The sequence below is a fragment of the Actinomadura sp. NTSP31 genome (assembly GCF_041951385.1).
Classification (GTDB): Bacteria; Actinomycetota; Actinomycetes; order Streptosporangiales; family Streptosporangiaceae; genus Spirillospora; species Spirillospora napierensis.
On record NZ_JBGNUT010000030.1, the window covers coordinates 123,069 to 138,265 of the forward strand.

Annotated in this window: 19 protein-coding genes; 5 read left to right on the forward strand and 14 right to left on the reverse strand. The window is 73.1% G+C overall.

From position 1 onward, the window contains the following. Positions 1–17: 17 nt before the first annotated feature. Positions 18–563, forward strand: a complete 546-nt coding sequence (locus tag ACA514_RS37560; RefSeq protein ID WP_375046045.1) for an FxsA family protein — start codon at positions 18–20, stop codon at positions 561–563. Positions 564–706: 143 nt separating this feature from the next. Here ACA514_RS37560 and ACA514_RS37565 read toward each other — a convergent pair whose 3' ends face one another. The 3 genes from ACA514_RS37565 to ACA514_RS37575 form a co-directional block, all read right to left on the reverse strand. Further along, on the reverse strand, positions 707–1,054 hold the full coding sequence (locus tag ACA514_RS37565; protein WP_375046066.1) for an RNA polymerase-binding protein RbpA: 348 nt from the start codon (positions 1,052–1,054) through the stop codon (positions 707–709). 140 nt (positions 1,055–1,194) lie between these two features. Beyond that, positions 1,195–1,800 carry an ATP-dependent Clp protease proteolytic subunit gene (locus ACA514_RS37570; protein WP_375046046.1) on the reverse strand — a complete coding sequence of 202 codons (606 nt, stop codon included), beginning with the start codon at positions 1,798–1,800 and terminating at the stop codon, positions 1,195–1,197. Continuing rightward, positions 1,797–2,441: a ClpP family protease gene (locus tag ACA514_RS37575; protein ID WP_375046047.1), complete on the reverse strand. Its 645-nt coding sequence runs from the start codon at positions 2,439–2,441 to the stop codon at positions 1,797–1,799. The genes ACA514_RS37570 and ACA514_RS37575 overlap by 4 nt, the downstream gene beginning before the upstream one ends. A gap of 97 nt (positions 2,442–2,538) precedes the next feature. Here ACA514_RS37575 and ACA514_RS37580 point away from each other — a divergent pair, with 97 nt between their 5' ends. After that, positions 2,539–2,835, forward strand: a complete 297-nt coding sequence (locus ACA514_RS37580) for a type II toxin-antitoxin system Phd/YefM family antitoxin (RefSeq protein ID WP_344282303.1) — start codon at positions 2,539–2,541, stop codon at positions 2,833–2,835. A gap of 23 nt (positions 2,836–2,858) precedes the next feature. On the opposite strand, the gene ACA514_RS37585 is transcribed toward ACA514_RS37580, so the two are convergent. Continuing rightward, positions 2,859–3,665, reverse strand: a complete 807-nt coding sequence (locus tag ACA514_RS37585) for a glycerophosphodiester phosphodiesterase (RefSeq protein WP_375046048.1) — start codon at positions 3,663–3,665, stop codon at positions 2,859–2,861. Positions 3,666–3,782: 117 nt separating this feature from the next. On the opposite strand from ACA514_RS37585, the gene ACA514_RS37590 reads away from it, so the two are divergent. After that, on the forward strand, positions 3,783–3,998 hold the full coding sequence (locus ACA514_RS37590; RefSeq protein ID WP_375046049.1) for an EF-hand domain-containing protein: 216 nt from the start codon (positions 3,783–3,785) through the stop codon (positions 3,996–3,998). Between the two features lie 41 nt (positions 3,999–4,039). Here the strand turns inward: ACA514_RS37590 and ACA514_RS37595 are convergent, their stop codons facing one another. Beyond that, positions 4,040–5,857: an alpha/beta fold hydrolase gene (locus tag ACA514_RS37595; protein ID WP_375046050.1), complete on the reverse strand. Its 1,818-nt coding sequence runs from the start codon at positions 5,855–5,857 to the stop codon at positions 4,040–4,042. Positions 5,858–6,148: 291 nt separating this feature from the next. Beyond that, positions 6,149–6,742: a TetR/AcrR family transcriptional regulator gene (locus ACA514_RS37600; RefSeq protein ID WP_375046051.1), complete on the reverse strand. Its 594-nt coding sequence runs from the start codon at positions 6,740–6,742 to the stop codon at positions 6,149–6,151. Positions 6,743–6,896: 154 nt separating this feature from the next. Between ACA514_RS37600 and ACA514_RS37605 the strand changes: the two genes are divergently transcribed. Continuing rightward, positions 6,897–8,459 (forward strand): MDR family MFS transporter, encoded by a 1,563-nt coding sequence (locus ACA514_RS37605; RefSeq protein ID WP_375046052.1) that lies wholly within the window; start codon positions 6,897–6,899, stop codon positions 8,457–8,459. Positions 8,460–8,514: 55 nt separating this feature from the next. Here the strand turns inward: ACA514_RS37605 and ACA514_RS37610 are convergent, their stop codons facing one another. The 6 genes from ACA514_RS37610 to ACA514_RS37635 all read right to left on the reverse strand — a co-directional run bounded on the left by ACA514_RS37610 (position 8,515) and on the right by ACA514_RS37635 (position 13,537). Then, a complete protein-coding gene (locus tag ACA514_RS37610; RefSeq protein ID WP_375046053.1) occupies positions 8,515–9,165 on the reverse strand; it encodes a class I SAM-dependent methyltransferase in 651 nt (216 codons plus the stop codon). A 128-nt stretch (positions 9,166–9,293) separates the two neighbouring features. Beyond that, on the reverse strand, positions 9,294–9,845 hold the full coding sequence (locus tag ACA514_RS37615) for a TrmH family RNA methyltransferase (protein ID WP_375046054.1): 552 nt from the start codon (positions 9,843–9,845) through the stop codon (positions 9,294–9,296). Beyond that, a complete protein-coding gene (locus ACA514_RS37620) occupies positions 9,842–10,465 on the reverse strand; it encodes a class I SAM-dependent methyltransferase (protein ID WP_375046055.1) in 624 nt (207 codons plus the stop codon). The genes ACA514_RS37615 and ACA514_RS37620 overlap by 4 nt, the downstream gene beginning before the upstream one ends. A gap of 53 nt (positions 10,466–10,518) precedes the next feature. Next, the gene (locus tag ACA514_RS37625; RefSeq protein WP_375046056.1) at positions 10,519–11,466 is read right to left on the reverse strand and encodes a VWA domain-containing protein; all 948 of its coding nucleotides are present in this window, start codon (positions 11,464–11,466) and stop codon (positions 10,519–10,521) included. Beyond that, positions 11,463–12,524 (reverse strand): DUF58 domain-containing protein, encoded by a 1,062-nt coding sequence (locus ACA514_RS37630; RefSeq protein WP_375046057.1) that lies wholly within the window; start codon positions 12,522–12,524, stop codon positions 11,463–11,465. Before ACA514_RS37630 ends, ACA514_RS37625 begins: the two co-directional genes overlap by 4 nt. Further along, positions 12,521–13,537: an AAA family ATPase gene (locus ACA514_RS37635; RefSeq protein WP_375046058.1), complete on the reverse strand. Its 1,017-nt coding sequence runs from the start codon at positions 13,535–13,537 to the stop codon at positions 12,521–12,523. Before ACA514_RS37635 ends, ACA514_RS37630 begins: the two co-directional genes overlap by 4 nt. A 172-nt stretch (positions 13,538–13,709) precedes the next feature. Here ACA514_RS37635 and ACA514_RS37640 point away from each other — a divergent pair, with 172 nt between their 5' ends. Next, complete coding sequence (locus tag ACA514_RS37640) at positions 13,710–14,471, forward strand: hypothetical protein (protein ID WP_375046059.1); 762 nt, start codon at positions 13,710–13,712, stop codon at positions 14,469–14,471. A gap of 7 nt (positions 14,472–14,478) precedes the next feature. Here ACA514_RS37640 and ACA514_RS37645 read toward each other — a convergent pair whose 3' ends face one another. Together ACA514_RS37645 and ACA514_RS37650 are read right to left on the reverse strand one after the other, a co-directional pair. Next, positions 14,479–14,784 (reverse strand): hypothetical protein, encoded by a 306-nt coding sequence (locus tag ACA514_RS37645; RefSeq protein ID WP_375046060.1) that lies wholly within the window; start codon positions 14,782–14,784, stop codon positions 14,479–14,481. A 133-nt stretch (positions 14,785–14,917) separates the two neighbouring features. Further along, positions 14,918–15,197: alpha/beta hydrolase fold domain-containing protein (locus tag ACA514_RS37650; RefSeq protein ID WP_375046061.1), on the reverse strand; the 280-nt coding region annotated here is incomplete at its 5' end.

Sequence of the window (15,197 nt, forward strand, 5' to 3'; positions counted from 1 at the left end):
GACCCGAAAATGGAGCCATGCTGCCGCTAGCACTGGTCCTGGCGTTCCTGCTGACGCCCGTTCTGGAGATCTACCTGCTCGTCCAGGTCGGCGAGGCGATCGGCGCCTGGCCGACGGTCGGGCTGCTGGTCGCCGAGACGCTGCTGGGCGGCTGGATCGTCCGCCGCGAGGGCCGGCGCGCCTGGCGGAGCCTGCAGGAGACCGTGCGGCGCGGCGTCGTGCCCGACCGGGAGCTCGGCGACGCCGCGCTGGTCATGGCCGGCGGCGTGCTGCTGCTGATCCCCGGCCTCATCACCGACGTGCTGGGGCTGGCGTTCGTGCTGCCGTTCACCCGGCCGCTCGTCCGCCGCGTCGCGTCCCGGTACGCCGCCCGGCGGATGCGGATCGCCGGCGACCGCGCCTCGATGACCTTCCCGCCCGGCGCCGCGGGCTCCGGCCCGGCCGGGTTCGGGCCGTTCGGCCCGTTCCGGCCCGCCGCGGACGACCGCGACCCCGGCACGCCGCGCGGCCCCGTCGTCCGCGGCGAGGTCGTCGAAGAGGACGACCACCCCTCCCGCACCTGACGGGGCCCGCGGCGCCCGGCAAGCGATCCACGTCGGCGTCCGGGCAACGTCACCGGACAAACGTCACCGGACATGGGACCACGTCACCGGACATGGGAAAGGCCCGCACCTTCCGGTGCGGGCCCTCCGCCGTTCTCAGTCGATCATGCCGATCTCCTCCTGCGCCCCGCACGCAGGATCTCGAGCCGCTCGGCGAGGACCTCCTCCAGATCCTCCACGGTTCTGCGCTCCATGAGCATGTCCCAGTGGGTGCGCGGCGGCTTGCCCTTCTTGGCTTGGGGCAGCTCCCCGTCGACCCGCAGGGCCGTGGCGCCGCAGCTGCGGCATTCCCAGGTCATCGGCACCTCGGCCTCGGCTGCGAGCGTCACGGTGAACCGGTGGCCCTTCGTACAGGTGTAGTCCACCTCTTGCCGAGGGGCCAGATCGGTGTTGCGATCGTTCTCGTAGCTCGTGGCTCCGAGTCGGGTGCCGCGAAGTGCGCGCTCGGCCATCGTCACGTGCCTCCCAGACGGCTTGCGGTCTTGCCCTGACCAACGCTGGACACCATCACAAGATTCCCGGATCATGCCGCGCCCAACCCTGCTCTTTGCGGCCGCACCGGGCCGGGCGCGCCGATCGTCCGGCGGGCGCGCTACCCGCGGCGCGTCAGGACCTCGTCGATCAGCCCGTACTCCTTGGCCTGCGCGGCGGTGAAGTGGCGTTCGCGGTCCAGGTCCCGCCGGACGGTCTCGGGGCTGCGCCCGGTCGCCTCCGCCAGGATCGCCTCGGTCCGCTCGCGCATCCGCAGCACCTCCCGCGCCTGGATCTCCAGGTCGCTGGAGTACCCGCGGGACGCCTCGGCCGCCGGCTCGTGCAGCCGGATCCGCGCGTTGGCCAGCGCCGCCCGCCGGCCCGGCGCGCCCGCCGCCAGCAGCACCGCCGCCGCGGGCCCGGCCTGCCCGACGCAGGTGGTCTCGATCTCCGGCCGGACGTAGCGCATCGTGTCGCAGATCGCCATCATCGCCGTCAGCGACCCGCCCGGCGAGTTGATGTACAGCGCGATCGGCCGGTCGGGGTCCATCCCCTCCAGCGCCAGCAGTTGCGCGGTGACGTCGTTGGCGGTGGTGTCGTCGACCGGGGCGCCGAGGAACACGATGCGGTCCTCGAAGAGCTTGTTGTACGGGGTGGTCTCCTTGACCCCGTAGCCCGTCCGCTCGACGAACGAGGGGACCGGATGGCGGCCCTCGGCGCGTGTCACGACCCGACCCGGTCGGTGCTGTCGATGACGTGGTCGACGAACCCGTACTCGCGGGCCTGCTCGGCGGTGAACCAGCGGTCCCGGTCGCTGTCGGCCTCGATCTTCTCCAGCGGCTGACCGGTGTGGAACGCGGTCCGCTCGGCCAGCGTCCGCTTCAGGTACAGCGACTGCTCGGCCTGGATCCTGATGTCGGACGCGGTGCCGCCGATCCCGCCGTGCGGCTGGTGCATCATCACGCGCGCGTGCCGCAGCGCGTGCCGCTTGCCGGCCGTCCCGGCGCACAGCAGCGTCTGCCCCATCGAGGCGGCCATCCCCATCGCCACGGTCGAGATGTCGTTCGGGACGAACTGCATCATGTCGTAGATCGCCATCCCGGCGTCGACCACGCCGCCGGGGGAGTTGATGTAGATGGTGATGTCGCGCCGCGCGTCGTGCGCGGCGAGCAGCAGCAGCTGCGCGTTGACCCGGTTGGCGACCTGGTCGTCGATCTCGGTGCCGAGGAACACGATCCGCTGCGCCAGCAGCCGCTCGGACAGCTGCGCCTCCGCGAGCGGCGGCGCCTCGGACACCCTCGCCGTCGTCCGCGGTGCGAAGGTCTCCGGCCGCCGCGCCGGGCGGTCCTCCTCCGGTCGGTCGAACATGCAGACCCTCCTCTCGATCTGTACAGAACGTACGCTCTGTACATATGTTGAACCTACACTCGCGGGGCAGGAAGGGGCCAGGGGAGTTCGCTATACGATGAACAGCGTGGAGAAGCCGGTGACGGAGGCACGCAAGGAGTTCGCCGACCTGGTGAACCGGGTCGCCTACACGGGGGAGCGTGTGGCGCTGACCCGGCGTGGGAAGGTGATGGCCGCCCTCGTGTCGGCGGAGGACCTGGAACTGCTGGAGAGCCTGCGCGCCGGGCGCCTGGACCTCACCCAGACCGGCCAGGCCGCGGCGCAGCAGCCCGAGCGCCCGCAGCACGCACCACTGCGCATCGCGGCGGAGTACCGTCCGGGCGGCCCGCCGCGTCCGCCGGGCTTCGGCCGCTGACGCCGCCCCGGCGGGCCGGACGGTCAGGAGGCCGGGGCCGACCGGGGCCACAGGTCGCGGGACGCCATCACGTGGCGCAGCGCGACCAGGTCGTCCGTCATGATGCCGTCGATGCCGATGTCGAGGAGCCGGTTCATCGCGGCGGGATCGTTGACCGTCCAGGCGTGCACCTTCAGGCCGAGGCGGTGCGCCTCGGCGATGAACGCCTCGGTGACGAACGGGACGGGCCCGAGGCCGTAGGGCACCTGCGCGCACGCCACACCGGTCGCGGCCAGCCGGACGAGCTTGGCGGTCGGGCCCCCGTAGGACTTGGCGCGCAGCGCCATCAGCCCACGCGGGCCGAGCGCCATGCACACGTCCTCACCGGTGAACAGGGGGAGGCGGGCGCGCATCTGCGCGAGCCGGCGGGTGGAGAACGAGGTGATGCACACCCGGTCCCACGCGCGGGTGCGGTGCAGGGCCTCGGCGAGCGGGCCGATGACGGGCGCGTCCTTGAGGTCGATGTTGACCCGCGCGTCCGGCCAGGCCGACAGGATCTCCTCCAGGCGGGGGATGGGCTCGGCGCCGCGGATGCGGGCCTTGGCGACCTCGGCGTAGGGCATCCGCGCGATCGCCCCCGTCCGGTCCGTCACCCGGTCGAGCGTGCGGTCGTGGAAGGCGACGACGACGCCGTCGGCGGTGGCGTGCGCGTCGGTCTCCAGGTAGCGGTAGCCGAGGTCGATGGCGCGCTGGAAGGCGGGCATCGAGTTCTCCGGCCGGCCGCTCGCGCCGCCGCGGTGGGCGAACGGGATCGGGCCCGGATGGTCGAGGAAGGCGTACGAGCGGGGCACCCGTCCGATTATGGCCGACGTCCGCGCCCGGCCTTACCTTACTGTGTAAAGGCGTCGGGCTGTCAGTGCGGCTGCTAGCGTCGCCTCTCCATACGATCAGCAAAAGGAGCAGGTCCCATGGCCGACGTGAACGAGTACCGGGCGACGTTCGAGCTGGTGGACGTGGACGGCGACGGGTACATCTCCACGGCCGAGCTGAAGAACCTGATGTCCAAGCTCGGCCAGGACATCTCCGAGACGCGGGCCGTCGAGGTCGTCGTGGCGGCCGACGCCAACCACGACGGGAAGATCTCGCTGGAGGAGTTCGCCACCCTGATGGAGCAGACGGCCTGACCTGCGGCACCATCGCGCCCCGGCGTGTCGCGCGACCGGCGTCAGGCGCGGGCCCCGGGGCGCGCTGACGGCAGGTGGCTGCCGATCGCCTGCGCCAGTTCCTCGGCATGGGTCAGCTGGGGATGGTGGCCCGCGCCGTCGATCACGGTCACCGTCGCGCGCTCTCCCAGCGAGTCGACCAGCGCTCTGCCGTCCCCGGTCAGGGAATCCGCGGCGCCGGTGATGACGTGCACGCGGCCCGTATAGCGGCGCAGGCAGTGCCGCAGTTCGGCGCGCCACCGCTCGCTGCCCGCGGTGGACAGGAGCCTCGCGGTGTGGGCGGCGACGCGGCCCCGGTGCAGGTCCTCGGCGCAGGACGTGAGCGCCTCGGCCGGCTCCCCGGATCCAGTGAGCCGGCGCGCGAGGGCCTCGGGGCGCACGCGCCGCAGGTAGGAGCGTGCGAGCAGGGGTGTCCGGGTGGCGAAGCCGGGGCGGGGCTGCAGGAAGAACGGCGCCACCAGCGTCAGCCCGGCGATCCGGTCCGGGCACCGCACGGCCGCCTGCAGGACGGCGGCCGCGCCGAGGGAATGGCCGACCAGATGTACGGAGCCGGCGTCCTCGGTCAGCGCGTCCAGCCAGTCCGCCAGATCGCGCGGGCGGCCGGCGCTCATGCCCAGGCCGGGCAGGTCCACGGCCCGCGCGTGCCCGAGGCCGGCGACGACCGCGGCCCACGTGTCGGCGTTGACCGGCAGGCCGGGCAGCACGACGGTCGGCGCACCCGGCTCGCCGAGCTCGAACGTCCGGACGCCGGCGTACCAGGTGAACCGCCGCGCCGGTCCCCGCGCGGGCGCGGCGCCGAACCGATGCGCGGCCAGGTGGTCGGCCCACCGCAGGATCGAGCCGGTCGTGTCAGGGGCCTTCAGCCCATGCCGTTCGGCGAGCGCGCGGGCCGGGCCCGTCGGGTAGCGGTCGGACGACAGGAAGCTCAGGGTCTCCGGGTCGGCCCTGGTGAGGGCGGCCGGCAGGCGCCGGATCACCGGCACCGGCACCCGCAGCCTCGGGACCCGCACCTGGTAGTGCCGGCCCACGAGCGAGAGCAGGTCGGGCAGCGGGGGAGTGCGGTCGTCCAGGACCCAGAAGGACCTGCCGGCGGCGTCCGGGTCGTCCGGCAGCAGCGTCATGAAGCGCGCCAGGTAGTCGACGGGGATCACCGGGACGAAGGTGCGCGCGTCGCCCGGCAGCGCGGGGACCGAGCCGCGCCAGATTTCCGCGATGCTCGTGGCGAGGCCGATCTGCTGGTCCGACTCGCCGCTCGCGCTGTCGCCGATCACGCTGGACGGATTGACGATGGACCACGGCACGCCCAGGCGGCCGGCCGTCGCCTGGAAGACCGCGTCCGCTTCCACCTTGGACGCCTCGTAGGCGCCGAGCCGCCGGTAGACGCCGCGCGCGACGTCATCGGTCCACGGCCCGTTCGCGGATTCGTGACCCCCCACGCGGTAACCCGACACGTGTACCAGCCGCCGCAGCCGGGGGACCTTCGCCGCGAACGACACGATCGCGGTGACGCTGTCGACGTTGGCCCGGCGCGCCTCGGCGTCCGTCATCCCGAACCGGTAGGCCGCCGCGCAGTTGTAGATCTCGGTGACGTCCCCCCAAGCGGGAGGATCCTCCTCCACCAGCCCCGGGCTGTCGAAGTCGACGCGCAGCTCGCGCATGGCGGTATCGCATCCATGCTCGGCTAGCCAGGAGGTCAGCCTCGCGTGGGACCGGCTGTCCCGCGTCGCCACCGTGACGTCGACGCCTTCCCTGGTCAGCGCGAGGATCAAATGCCGCCCGATGAAACCGCCGGCTCCGAACACCAGCGCATGCCGTGCCATGAGTTCCTCCTCGTCGCGAACCGTACGATCAAGAAACTAGACCGGTCTACCTATTCTGGCAAGCCGACGTGTCCCAGCGGCACTCGGCGGGGTCCACCCTCAGCCGTCCAGAACCGCTGCGCCAGGACCCGTCAGCTTGCAGGCCCGGCATGCAGGCCCGGGCACGGTGCTGCACCGCGCAGCCAGGCCGGTGAACCCTTGCGGGCCCGGCAGGCAGGGCCGGCGGGGCAAGCGCGGGTCAGGTCGGGGGAGCGGTTCCAGGAGCTGACCTCGGACGCGCCGGTCCGGTGGTCAGGGGCGGGGCGGGAGGGTGCGGATGGCGGTGCGCCAGCCGTGTTCGAGGAGGTCGAAGGCGCGCTCGACGGCTTCGCGGGGGTCGGTGCGGCCGCGGGCGAGGGCGGCGGTTTCGAGGGCGAAGTGGGCGAGGGCCGCGCAGGCCGAGTCGTCCTGGGGGCGGCCGGCGTCCTCGGCGATGGCGTGGGCGAGGGCGGTCTCGTGCCGCATCCACATGCGGTGCGCGTAGTCGCGCAGAGCCTGGTGGCCGTCGATGAGCCGGGTGAAGGGCTCGGCGGCGGGGTCGCCCACGACGAACTTGCGGCGCAGGACGTGCTCGCGCAGCGCGGCCGGGACGGAGGTGCCGGCGGGGCGGTCGCGGACGGCGGCGACGAGGGCGGCCTCCACGTCGGCGTCCTGGTCGAACACCAGCGCCTCTTTGCTGGGGAAGTGCTTGAACAGCGTGGTGGTGGAGACGTCGGCGGCCTCGGCGACGTCCTTGATCCCGACGTTGTCGTAGCCGTGCTCGAGGAACAGCCGCAGGGCGGCGTCGGCGAGCGCCTTGCGGGTGGCGGCCTTCTTGCGTTCCCGGCGGCCCATCGTCTCCGTCATGGCGCCATGCTACCGCTTGGGTTGCCTCACTAGAAAAGTTGACTCGTTGCACTTTTTAATCGAGTGTGCTTTTGTGGGGGTGCCGGCCCGGCGGCGACGCCCCGGATCCTCCCAGCACTCCCCGGATTCCCCACCATCAGTGAGGTGATCAGCCATGCCCGCACCCGGCCTGCCTCCGCCCGCGGCCCGCGGCGTCCGCTGGGCCCTGCTCGGCGTGATGCTCGCGATGCTGCTGTCGATGCTGGACAACATGGTGGTCGGCACCGCGATGCCCACCATCGTCGGCGACCTCGGCGACCTCGGCGACCTCGGCGGCCTGGAGCACATCTCCTGGGTCGTCACCGCCTACACGCTGGCCACGGCCGTGTCGACGCCCGTCTGGGGCAAGTTCGGCGACCTGTACGGGCGCAAGAACGTGTACCTGCTGTCGGTCGCGGTGTTCGTGGCCGGGTCGGCGCTGTCGGGCGCCGCGCAGTCGATGGTCCAGCTGATCGCGTTCCGCGCCGTGCAGGGGCTCGGCGCGGGCGGCATCGGCGGCCTGGCGTTCGCGCTCATCGGGTCGCTGGTGCCTCCCCGCGAGCGGGGCCGCTACCAGGGGATGACCGCGTCGGTGATGGCCGCAGGCACGATCGGGGGCCCGCTGCTGGGCGGTTTCATCACCGGCCACGCCGGCTGGCGCTGGGCGTTCTACATCAACCTGCCGCTCGGTGTGATCGCGCTGGTGTGGTGCTGGTTCCTGCTGCGGCTGCCCGCGGCCCGCGTGAAGGCCCGCGTCGACTGGACGGGCATCAGCCTGATGACGGCGGTGATCTGCGCGCTGGTGCTGGCGACGACCTGGGCGGGCAGCACCTACCCGTGGGCGTCGTGGCAGGTCCTGGCGCTGTTCGCGGCGGCGCTCGCGGGGGTGGCGGCGTTCGTGGCGGTGGAGCGCCGGGCCGCCGAACCCCTGCTGCCGCCGCGGATCTTCACGGGGCACCGCAACTTCCCGCTGATGTCGGTGCTGATCCTGGTGTCGGGCGTGGCGCTGTTCGGGTGCGCGCTGTACCTGCCGCTGTTCCAGCAGACGGTCCAGGGCGCGTCGGCGTCGGGCTCTGGGCTGCTGCTCCTGCCGCTGATGGCTCCGGTGGTGGTGGTCTCGCAGATCGGCGGCCGGGTGATGTCGGTGACGGGCCGGTACAAGGTGTTCCCGGTGGTCGGCACGGCGTTCCTGACGGCGGGGCTGTTCCTGCTGTCGACCATGGACGCCTCCACGTCCCGCGTTGTCACCGGCTGCTACATGGCGCTGGTGGGTGCGGGGATGGGCTGCCTGATGCAGATGGTCACCACGATCGCGCAGAACAGCGTGGAGATGCGCGATCTGGGGGCAGCGTCGTCGGCGATGACCCTGTTCCGCACGATGGGCGGTTCGGTGGGCGTGGCGGTGTTCGGTTCGCTGTTCAATCAGGCCCTCCACGGGAGGGTTCCGGCGGACGGGGCCGGCGGCGCGTCTCCGGCGGGCCTGCCGCAGCCCGCCCGGGACGCCTACCTGCATGCGTTCGTCACCGGCACGCACCAGATCTTCCTGCTGGGGGCGGTGGTGTCCGCGGTGTCGCTCGCCGCTGCCCTGCTGGTGAAGGAGGTACCGCTGAGGGGCGGGCCGCAACCGGCGCCGGCCGCCGCCGAACCGGGGACCGAGGCGGCCGGGACAGAACCCGAGCCCGGGAAGGTCTCACCCTGACCGGCTGCGCCCACGGCGCCCCGGCCGCCGGACAGCCCCGGGCAACGCCGGGACGTCAGGGCAGGCGGCGCAGCTTCAGGGCGTTGTCGATGCGCGTGTGGCTGCGCCCGTCGGGGCCGGTCTGGACGCGTTCGTGCTCGCCGCTCAGCAGCACCTCCCACTTGCCCTCCGGGAGCTGCAGCGACTCCAGCACCTCGTCGGGCGTGGGCAGATGCAGGTCGCGGTGGGGGTCGTCGTCGCCGTGGTCGTGCTCCTCCCAGGGCGGCAGCCCGGCGTGGCCGACGATCAGCAGGATCCCGCCGGGTGCGACGGCCGCGGCGGCCGAGCGCAGGATGTCCTCGCGCGGCAGTTCGCGGGGCGAGTGCAGGAAGTGCGCCGACACCAGGTCGAACTCGCCGTCGGGGAAGGAGAGGCCGAGTTCGTGGCGTTGCCAGTCGATGCGGTCGCCGACGCCGGCGTCCGCGGCGTGCCGGGCGGCGCGGTCGAGGGCGACCTGGGAGATGTCGACGGCGGTGACCCGCCAGCCGCGGCGCGCCAGCCAGATGGCGTCGGCGCCCTCGCCCGCGCCGAGGTCCAGGGCGGTGCCGGGCGGCAGGTCGGCGGCCTCGCGGACCAGGACGGTGTTGGGGTCGCCGCTCCAGATCCGCTCGCTCTCGGCGTATCGGGCGTCCCAGAATTCCTCTGCGGTGCTGCCTTCGTCGCTCATCATGCGTCCTTGGGATGTGAGGTCGTCGTTTCCGGTGCCATGCTCGTTGCCAGGCCCGGAATCGGCGAAATCCTTTGCCGTTGCAGCAAAATCCCCGGTACCGCCGGTACGGTCGCCGCCGCGGTGGGTCAGGCGGACCATTCGCGGCGGCGGGCCTCGGCGAGCGCGATGGCGGTGGCGACGGCGACGTTGAGGGAGCCGACGCGTCCGATCTGCGGGATGTAGGCCACGGCGTCGGCGGCGGCCAGCAGGGCGGGGGAGCAGCCGTGGTCCTCGCCGCCGACGGCCAGGCAGACGTTGCCGTCCAAGGGGGCCTCGTGCAGCGGGACGGCGTCACCGGTCAGCTCGATCGCGACGATGCGCAGGCCCTCCTCGCGGATGGCGGCGGCCGCCTTGGCGGGGGTGCCGGCGTGCTCCCACGGGACGAGCCGTTCGGTGCCGAGGGCGGTCTTGGCGACGTTGCGCTGGTCCGGGGGAGTGGCGTTGCCGGCGAGCCAGAGCCGCTCGACGCCGAACACGGCGGCGCTGCGGATGATCGAGCCCATGTTGAACGGCTGGGTGACCGACTCCACCAGCAGGCCGAGGCGGCCCTCGGTGCGGCGCCGCCAGTCGCGGTTGAGGCGCTTGACGTCGGTGCCGCGCAGCTGCCTGCGGCCGGGCGCGGGGTCGGTGGTGCTCATCGGGTGTGGCCTTCCGTGCTGGACGAGCGGGACGAGACGCGCAGGACGCGGTAGGCGGAGCGGGAGGCGATCCGCTCGGTGGGGAAGCCCTGGTCGTTCAGCCAGCGCTGCAGGGAGTCGGAGCCGAGGTGCTTCTGCACGACCAGGTGGGCGAGTCCGCCGGGGGACAGACGGGGCAGCCAGGCCAGGAGGAGGTCGTGCAGGGCGGCCTTGCCGATCCGGATCGGCGGGTTCGACCAGATCGCCGCGAAGCGCAGGCCGGGGTCCAGCTCGTCCGCCACCTTGAACCTTACATTGTCAAGGCCGGCGGTTTTGGCATTGAAATCAGCGAGCTCGACCGCTCGCTGATTAACGTCTACTCCCCATACGCTCGCCTGCGGCGAGCGGCTTGCCATGGTGAGCGCGATGGGGCCGTAGCCGCAGCCCAGGTCGAGCAGGTCACCGGTCTGCGGCGGCGCGGGGACGGTCTCCAGCAGGACGCGGGTGCCGGCGTCGACCCGGTCGGGGGAGAACATCCCGCTGTCGGTCTCCAGCCGCAGGTGCAGGTCCGGCAGGACCAAATCCACGGTGCGGCGGCGGCTCGCGGCGCCCGGCCGCTCGGCGAAGTAGTGTTCCCCCACGTCGGCCGACCGTATCAGCGTTCCGCGTGTTCCCGTGCCGCCCGGCCCCGCGGCTAGGGCAGGCGGGAGAACCAGGCGAGGGAGAAGCCGCCGGCCGCCAGCGCGAACAGCAGCGCGATGCCGGTGTAGCGGGCGGCGACGTCGCGGTGCTCGGTCTTGTAGCCCAGGGACGTGCCGATGTTGGCGTACACGTCGCGCAGCTGCCCGGCGTCGGCGGCCTCGTAGGCCTTGCCGTCGGTGCTGGTGGCGAGGGTCTTCAGCGCTTCCTTGTTGACCGAGACGCTGGTGGTCTCGCCCTCGATGTCGACGGTGCCGTACGGGGTGCCGAACGCGATCGTCGACACCGGGACGTGCGCGGAGCGGCTGGCGTCGACGGCCTCCTGCACGGACCGCCCGGTGGTGTTGTCCCCGTCGGACAACAGCACGATGTGGGCGGGCGGCGGGTCCTGGGCGGCCTGGGTGTCGAAGGTCCGGACGGCCTGCAGGGAGGTGAAGACCGCCTCGCCGATCGCGGTGCGCTTGGCGAGGGCGAGCTGGTCGAGGGAGGCGATGGCGGTGTCGCGGTCGGCGGACGGCGCGGCGATCAGGTTGGCGTTGCCGGCGAAGGAGACGACGCCGACGTTGAAGCGGGCCGGCAGCTCGCGGATGAACTTCTTGGCGGCGGCCTTGGCGGCCTCCATCCGGTTCGGCGGGACGTCCTGGGCCATCATCGACAGCGACACGTCCACGGCGACCATGATGGTGGCGCGGTCGCGGGGCACCTTCACCGAGCTGGCGGGGCGGGCGAACCCGATCATCATGAGGACGATCATGATGAGGAACAGGGTGGCGGCGACGTGCCGGCGCCAGCCCGGCCGCTTGGGCGCGACCTGGGAGAGCAGGGCCAGGTTGGTGAAGCGGACGGCGTAGTTGCGGCGGCGCATCTGCAGCACGACGTACAGGCCGGCGAGGATCGGCGCGAGGGCCAGCAGCCAGAGGCGGTCGGGAGACAGGAAGGTCATGGGCGCACTCCCGCGGTGGTGAAGGCCCGTCCGGCGGCGCGGCGCTGGCGGACGGCGAAGCGGGCGACGTCGGCGATCCAGTCGCGGTCGGTGCGCAGGACGAGGTGGTGGGCGCCGCAGCGGCGCAGGGCGGCGCGGGTGCCTTCCCGCTGGGCGGCGGCTGCTTCGGCGTAGCGTCGGCGCGTGCGGCGGCTGAGGACGATCTCGTGGGCGGCGCCGGTCTCGGGGTCGGTCATCTCGACGAGTCCGATGTCGGGCAGGTCGAGTTCGCGGGGGTCGATGATCTCGACGGCGAGGACCTGGTGGCGGGCGGCGAGGCGGCGCAGCGGGCTCTCCCAGTCGGGTGGCGCGTCCGGGGCGTCGGGGGGTGTGCCGGTGCGGGCGCCGGGGGCGGGCGGCAGGAAGTCGGAGATGACGACGCGCAGGCCGCGGCGGGTCTGGCCGCGGGCGAGGGAGGTGATGGCGGCGGCGAGGTCGCCGTGGGGTGCGCCGGCGGTGGCGGTGGTGCCGGACATGCGGGCGGGCGGTCCGGTGCCGGCGTCGGGGCGGGCGTCGAGGACGGCCTGCAGGAGGGCGTAGAAGGGTGCCTTGCCGGTGCGGGCGGGCCAGCGGCGCAGGCCGCCGGGGTGCTGGAGGTAGGCGCCGACGCGGTCGCCGAGGCGGACGGTGAGGAAGCCGACGGCGGCCAGGGCGGCGACGGCGAGGTCGCGTTTGACCATGGCGGCGGTGCCGAAGTCCATGCTGGGGGTGAGGTCGACCAGGGCCCAGGCCTCGAGTTCGTGGTCGGCGATGAGGTCGCGGACGTGCGGGGTGGTGGTGCGGGCGGTGACGGCCCAGTCCATGTGGCGGACGTCGTCCTCGCCGGGCTGGTAGACGCGGGCTTCGGCGAGTTCGGTGCCGGGGCCGGGGAGCAGGCCGAGGTGCTCGCCGTTGAGGAGTCCGTCCAGGCGGCGGGTGACCTGGAGTTCGAGGCGGCGCAGGGTCCGTTCGGGGGCGAGGTGGGCCAGGGCGCCGTCGCGGCGGGCGCGGGCGGGCTTGCGGTGGTCCCCGGTGGTCATGCGCTGGTCACCGCCGCGGCGCCGTGGTTCCAGACCACGCGGGGCGGGGGGACGGCGGCGAGGATCTGGTCGACGACCTCGCCGGGGTCGACGCCGTCGGCGAGGGCGTCGAAGGTGAGGACGAGGCGGTGGGAGATGACGTCGCGGGCGACGGCCTGGACGTCGTCGGGCAGGACGTAGTCGCGGCCGGACAGCAGGGCGAGGGCGCGGGCGGTGGAGACCAGGCCGAGGGTGGCGCGGGGGCTGGCGCCGATCTCGATGGCGGGGCGCAGGTCGGGCAGCCGGTACTGCTCGGGTTCGCGGGTGGCCATGACGAGGCGGACGATGTAGTCGGCGACGAGGTCGTGGACGGAGACCTCTTCGGCGGCGCGCTGGAGTTCGGCGAGGCGGTCGGAGTCCAGGACGCGGTTGGCCTTGGGCGGGTCGACGCTCATCCGCTGGAGGATGTGGAGTTCCTCGTGGGCGGCGGGGTGGTGGACGTCGATCTTCATGAGGAAGCGGTCGCGCTGGGCTTCGGGGAGGGGGTAGACGCCTTCGGACTCGATGGGGTTCTGGGTGGCCAGGACGATGAAGGGGCGGGGGAGGGGATAGGTGTTGCCGCCGAGGGAGACCTGGCGTTCGGCCATGACCTCCAGGAGGGCGGACTGGACCTTGGCGGGGGCGCGGTTGATCTCGTCGGCGAGGACGAAGTTGACGAAGACGGGGCCGAGTTCGACGTCGAACTGCTCGGTGGAGGGGTGGTAGATGCGGGTGCCGACGATGTCGGAGGGGACGAGGTCGGGGGTGAACTGGAGGCGGGCGAAGGTGCCGCCGACGACTTTGGCGAGGGTGCCGACGGCGAGGGTCTTGGCGACGCCGGGGACGCCTTCGACGAGGCAGTGGCCGCGGGCGAGGAGGGCGACGACCAGGCGTTCGACCATGTGGTCCTGGCCGACGATGACCTTCTTGACTTCGGCGAGGGTGCTCTGCAGCAGTGCGGCGGCCTCGTCGACGTCGTTGGCGGCGATGGTCATATGGGTGTCCCTCACTGTGTGACGGGTGTGAGCGGGCGCGTTCCGACCCTACGCGATCACTTGTACCCGTTCGTGCGCGATCCGTGCGCGTGCGCGGGAGGTGGGTGCGGGGGGTGTCTGGGGGTGGTCGTGGTGGCGGCCCGGGGCGGGTGCGGTTGTTAGGGTTGCGGCCATGTCGAGGCCGTTGCCCCTGGGGGATCCCGCGCAGGTGGGGCCGTTCCGTTTGTCGGCGCGTTTGTCGGAGTCCGCTGCCGGGATCGTGTTCCTGGGGGTGGACGGTGAGGGGCGGCGTGCGTGTGTGGCGGTGCTGAACCGGGGAGCGGCGGGGGACGCGGCGGCTCGGGATCGGTTCCGGGCGGCGATCATGGAGGCGGTGCCGGGCGGGTCCGGTGGCTTGGGCGGCGCGGGTGGCGGCGCGGCCGGGGGTGCGGGTGGCGGTGCGGCGGTGGTGGCGGCGCAGCCGGATGGTCCGGCGCCGTGGGTGGCGACGGCGTACGAGGCGGGTGGTGCGGGGGCGGAGCGGTTCTTGGAGCCGGTGCTGCTGGGCGGGCCGGGGCGGCGGTGGGGGCGGCGGCGCGGTCCGCAGTTCCAGCCGCATTGGCTGGGGTCGTCGGAGGCGGCGCTGGCGGGTCAGCGTCCGCGGGCGGAGGTGGCGACCGGGCCGGTGCCGGCTCCGGATCGTCCGCCGGAGCGGGGGCTGGTGGCGGCGGTGCTGACGTTGGCGGGGGCTTTGGTGGTGCTGGCGTTGCTGATGGCGGTGTTGTTCGCGTGCCAGCCGCGGCCGAAGGATCCGCCGTCTCCGCCGCCTGAGCCGTTGCCGACGTTCCAGTCGCCTTCGGTGGCGCCGCCGACGCCGCAGCAGCCGATGAGTCCGTCTCCGCCGTCTCCTTCGCCGTCGGCTTCGGGTGGTGGTGGTGACGGCGGTCCGCTGTGATGGCGGGCTAGGGGCTGGGGGCGGTGGTGGCGGGGTCGATGCCGGTTTCGCGGAGGCGGCGGCGCGGTGGGGTGCGGGGCGCGGTGTCCTGTCCGGTGAGGGTGCCGGTGGTGAGGCCGGGAGCGGGGTCGTCGGCGGGCAGGTCGTCGCAGGAGGCGACGTGGCAGGCGCGTTCGTCGCCGGGGTCGATGATCTGCTTGCTGTAGTGGGGTGGCCAGCGCAGCAGCATGCGGCGGCCGCAGGTCGGGCAGGCCCATTCCTCGGTTCCGGACTCTTCGGCCCGGATCATGCGCATGTCGTGCGTCGGCGGCAAGGCGGGTTCCTCCTCAACCGTTGGCGAGGTTCGGCGAAAATCGGGCTCCCTATGGTGATTGCCCACGTCAAAGCGGTTAAACGGGTCGGGCAAGTGGCGGGTGGTGATCGGTGCGGTGCCGCCGCCGGGATGGTCAAGGGTGGTCAAGTGGTGGTGGGGGCGGGGTGGTGGTGAGGGCGGTGCGGACGGCGGCGCCGATCGCGGCGACGGTCCGGGCGGGGCGGCGCGCGAAGGAGCCCCAGCCGAGGTATCCGTGGTCCAGGCCGGTCCCGGTGATGAGGGTGACGGGCACGCCGGCGGCTTGCAGGCGTTCGGCGTGCTGTTCGGCCTGGGGGCGCAGGCGGTCGTGTTCGGCGGTGGCGATGATCGCGGGTGGGAGGCCGCGGGGGTCGGGGTCCAGGAGGGGGGAGATG